Below are 4,010 nucleotides of genomic sequence, written 5' to 3'. Positions count from 1 at the left end.
GAAGGCTCTCTTGAGGTCGTAGCCATGGCGTGGGCCGGACTCCAGAAGTCCGAGCAGGGTGTGGCCGATTGACATGCGCAGCACTCTACACCATGCGTATACCTCGTGTGTATAGATGCATGAGGCTGGGCGTTTCCGCAGGTGAGAGGCGTTTCCCCGGCCTGTCCCCGCTAAGTCTCGGAAGGTGGTTCCGGGCGATGGGGGTTACGGGGCGGGCGGCCGCGGCGGGGGATGGGGGCCGCGGCGCGAGGCAGCCGGCCCGCCTCCGCGAGCGCCTTGCGCAGCAGGAACTCGATCTGCGCGTTGGCGCTGCGCAGCTCGTCCGCGGCCCAGCGGGCGAGTGCGTCGTGGACCGCGGGGTCGAGCCGCAGCAGCACCTGCTTGCGCGGGCGCGGAGCCGGCCGCGCGCCCTCGGGCGCGGCCGGCTCCGCTGCCTCGTCCCGCTCGTTCGGCTCCGTCACTGGTAGAGCGTGCCCGTGTTGAGGACCGGCTGCGGGGAGCGGTCGCCGCACAGCACGACCATGAGATTGCTGACCATCGCGGCCTTGCGCTCGTCGTCCAGCTCGACGATCTGCTCCTCGGCGATCCTGGCCAGCGCGGCCTCGACCATGCCGACCGCGCCGTCCACGATCTCGCGCCGGGCCGCGACCACCGCGCCCGCCTGCTGGCGCTGGAGCATCGCGGAGGCGATCTCGGGGGCGTATGCGAGGTGGGTGAAGCGCGATTCGACGATGCGCACCCCGGCCGCCTCGACCCGGGCGTGCAGCTCGGTGGCCAGCTTCTCGGTGATCTCCTCGGCGTTGCCGCGCAGCGACAGCGCGTCCTCGTCGTGCGCGTCGTACGGGTACTCGATGGCGATATGGCGCACCGCGGCCTCGGTCTGGGTGGAGACGAACTCCAGGAAGTCGTCCACCTCGAACACCGCCTGCGCGGTGTCCTCGACCCGCCAGACGACGACGGCGGCGAGTTCGATCGGGTTGCCGTAGGCGTCGTTGACCTTGAGCACCGGGGTCTCGTGGTTGCGCACCCGGGTGGAGATCTTCTTACGGCTGCTGAAGGGATTGACCCAGCGCAGTCCCTCGGTGCGGAGGGTGCCCTTGTAGCGGCCGAAGAGCTGGACGACCCGGGCCTGGCCCGGTGCGATCGAGCACAGCCCGCGCATCGCGATGAAGGAGGCGATGATCACCGCGACGCCGAGGATGATCAGCGCTGGGTTGCTGTTGTCCTCGTAGTCGTACTCGGAGGTGTCGGTTCCGGCCGCGATGAGCAGCGGGCCCGCGATCAGCCCGGCCAGGCTGAGCAGCAGCGCGAGACCGCCGCCGATGCTGCGCGCGGGCCGCTCGCGCACCTGGGGCCGAGGCGGGGCCGGTATGTCGGGTGTGGTTGTGATGTCGGTCATGTCAGGCATGGAGGTTCCCCCGTTTTTGCTGGTACGTGGTGGTGCGCGGCTGTCCGGCTCCTATCAAAGTGATAGCACTTTTTGCTGAGAAGGCAACCCCTGGCCGCGGCGGGACGTCAGTTCCTACAGAGTGGGTGCTCTTTGTCACCTTCGGAAAAAGCTTGATCGATGAGTATTTGACGTCAGTTGCGGTGTTAGCTTCATGAGCTGGGTTGGGGTTGACGTACAGGAGCAGCGGGAGAGATGGGCAGAGCGGAAGAGCGGCGGGCGCGGCAGAAGGGCGCTCGCAGAGCCAAGAAAGGCGCCGATAAGAGCGGTAAGAGAGCCAAGAAGACCGGTATACGCCGCTTCTTCACATGGAAGATGGTCCTGGGCTACTTCCTTTCGATGGGGCTGCTGCTCATCGGCGCGTTCCTGGTGCTCTACTTCATGGTCGATGTGCCCAATGCCAACGCCCTCGCCACGGCCGAGGCCAATGTCTACAAGTACAGCGACGGCAGCATCATGGCGAAGACGGGCAAGATCAACCGTGAGTCCGTACCGCTGGCGAAAATCCCCAAAGAGGTGCAGCACACCTTCGTCGCCGCCGAGAACAAGGACTTCTACACCGACCCCGGCGTCTCTTTCACGGGCACCGCGCGCGGCATCGTCAATACCCTTCTGGGCCGCGGCAAACAGGGTGGCTCGACCATCACCCAGCAGTACGTCAAGAACTACTACCTCAGCCAGGAACAGACCGTCAGCCGCAAGCTGAAGGAGCTGGTGATCTCCCTCAAGGTCGATCAGCAGCAGTCCAAGGACGACATCCTCGCGGGGTACATCAACACCAGCTACTACGGGCGCAACGCGTACGGCATCCAGGCCGCCGCCCGCGCGTACTACGACAAGGACGTCGGCAAGCTCTCCGTGGCGCAGGGCGCCTACCTCGCCGCGGTGCTGCAGGCCCCCAGCCAGTACGACTACTCGGTGGCAGGACCCAACGGCAAGCGGCTGGTCGAGCAGCGCTGGAACTACGTCCTCGACAACATGGTCGAGAAGCACTGGCTGGACGCGGGCGAGCGCAAGGGCCTGACGTTCCCCGAGCCCATCGAGCCCCGCCCCAGCTCCGGCCTCGACGGCCAGACGGGCTACTTCGTCGAGGCCGCCAAGCAGGAGCTGTTCAAGGCCGGGGTGAGCGAGGACGAACTCGCGGCCGGCGGCTGGACGATCACCCTCAACATCGACAAGAAGAAGCAGAAGGCCCTGGAGAAGGCCGTCCACACGCAGCTGACCTCCAAGCTCAAGCCGAAGACGCGCCCGGTCGACGGGCACGCGCAGGTCGGCGCGGTCTCGGTGAACCCCAAGAACGGTGCGATCGTGGCGATGTACGGCGGTGCGGGCGCCACCAAGCACTGGACCAACAACGCCACCCGCGAGGACTACCAGCCCGCCTCGACGTTCAAGCCGCTCATCCTCGCCGCCGCGCTGGAGAACGACTCCACCACCCAGGACGGCCAGCCGATCAGGGCCAACACCGTCTACGACGGCGACAGCAAGCATCCGGTCAAGGACGACGGCGGCGAGGTCGGCTTCGCCCCGCCGAACGAGGACGACAAGGACTACGGCCCGATCAGCGTCCAGAAAGCGATGAACAACTCCGTCAACTCGGTCTTCGCGCAGATGGCGGTGGACGTCGGCCTGGACAAGGTCAAGAAGACCGCCACCGCCCTGGGCATGAACTCCAAGGCGGGCGGCTTCGATGTGGCCCCCGCGATGTCGCTGGGCGTCATGGGCGCCAGCCCCAAGGACATGGCCGGGGTCTACGCCACCCTCGACAACCACGGCGAGAAGGTCACTCCCTCGATCGTGAAGTCGGCGGAGAAGGGCGGCGAGAGCGCCCAGTTGCCCGACACCACGGGCGGCGAGGTGATCAGCCGTACCGCGGCGGACTCCGTGACCTCGGTCCTGACCGGTGTGGTCGACGAGGGCACCGGCTCGGCCGTACGGCAGAAGGGCCAGGCCATGGCGGGCAAGACCGGCACCTCCGACGAGAACAAGTCCGCCTGGTTCACCGGCTACACCCCGGACCTGGTCACCTCGGTCGGCATGTTCGGCGAGGCCAAGGGCGGTAAGCAGGTGACGCTGACCGGCACCGCCGGCGGCGGACGCGTCAACGGTGGTGGCTTCCCGGCCGAGATCTGGGGCGCGTACATGGGAGCGGCGCTCGACGGCAAGGGAAGCTCCAAGTTCGACCTGGACACCGACATGGGCGCGGCCGTCCCCCCGCCGTCGAGCACCAGCCCCAGCAGCACCCCGCCGACCAGCAAGTCGACGGAACCGACGACCTCCCCTCCGCCCACGAGCGAGAGCCCGACGGCGTCCTCGTCCCCGCCCACCACCCCGCCGACGACGCCCCCGACCACGGGCGGCGAGTCGCCGACCGACACCATCACGCCGCCGACGACTCCGCCGACCTCGCCCTCCCTGGACACGCGCGGCGGTCGCAACAAGCGGCTGGTCGGCAACGGGTGAGCTGATACACGGCACGGCGGCGGGGGGGGGGCGGGCGGCCCCCCCCCCCCCCCCGGGTGGGGGGGGGGGGGCCCCGCCCCGCCCCCCCCCCGAGCAACAC

The 4,010-nt window shown here is 68.3% G+C and carries 3 protein-coding genes and 1 pseudogene; 1 reads left to right on the top strand and 3 read right to left on the bottom strand.

What is annotated here, in order from left to right; all coding sequences use genetic code 11:
- The 3 genes and pseudogenes from ACFV2X_RS55320 to ACFV2X_RS55310 all read right to left on the bottom strand — a co-directional run.
- Positions 1–75 (bottom strand): annotated as a pseudogene (locus ACFV2X_RS55320) (PadR family transcriptional regulator); the annotation flags it as partial.
- 95 nt (positions 76–170) lie between these two features.
- The gene (locus tag ACFV2X_RS55315; RefSeq protein WP_385631861.1) at positions 171–461 is read right to left on the bottom strand and encodes a hypothetical protein; all 291 of its coding nucleotides are present in this window, start codon (positions 459–461) and stop codon (positions 171–173) included.
- Positions 458–1,399 (bottom strand): SPFH domain-containing protein, encoded by a 942-nt coding sequence (locus ACFV2X_RS55310; RefSeq protein WP_385631859.1) that lies wholly within the window; start codon positions 1,397–1,399, stop codon positions 458–460. Before ACFV2X_RS55310 ends, ACFV2X_RS55315 begins: the two co-directional genes overlap by 4 nt.
- 243 nt (positions 1,400–1,642) lie before the next feature.
- On the opposite strand from ACFV2X_RS55310, the gene ACFV2X_RS55305 reads away from it, so the two are divergent.
- Positions 1,643–3,910: a transglycosylase domain-containing protein gene (locus tag ACFV2X_RS55305; protein ID WP_385631856.1), complete on the top strand. Its 2,268-nt coding sequence runs from the start codon at positions 1,643–1,645 to the stop codon at positions 3,908–3,910.
- Positions 3,911–4,010: the final 100 nt, after the last annotated feature.

The sequence above is a fragment of the Streptomyces sp. NPDC059679 genome (genome assembly GCF_042734105.1).
GTDB lineage: Bacteria > Actinomycetota > Actinomycetes > Streptomycetales > Streptomycetaceae > Streptomyces.
Note: the sequence above shows the minus strand (reverse complement) of the source record. Positions and strands in the feature narration are given on the sequence as shown.

Coding starts and splice junctions, on each gene's coding strand:
- ACFV2X_RS55310 (WP_385631859.1), bottom strand. CDS start 1,399: ATGACCGACATCACAACCACACCCGACATACCGGCCCCGCCTCGGCCC.
- ACFV2X_RS55305 (WP_385631856.1), top strand. CDS start 1,643: ATGGGCAGAGCGGAAGAGCGGCGGGCGCGGCAGAAGGGCGCTCGCAGA.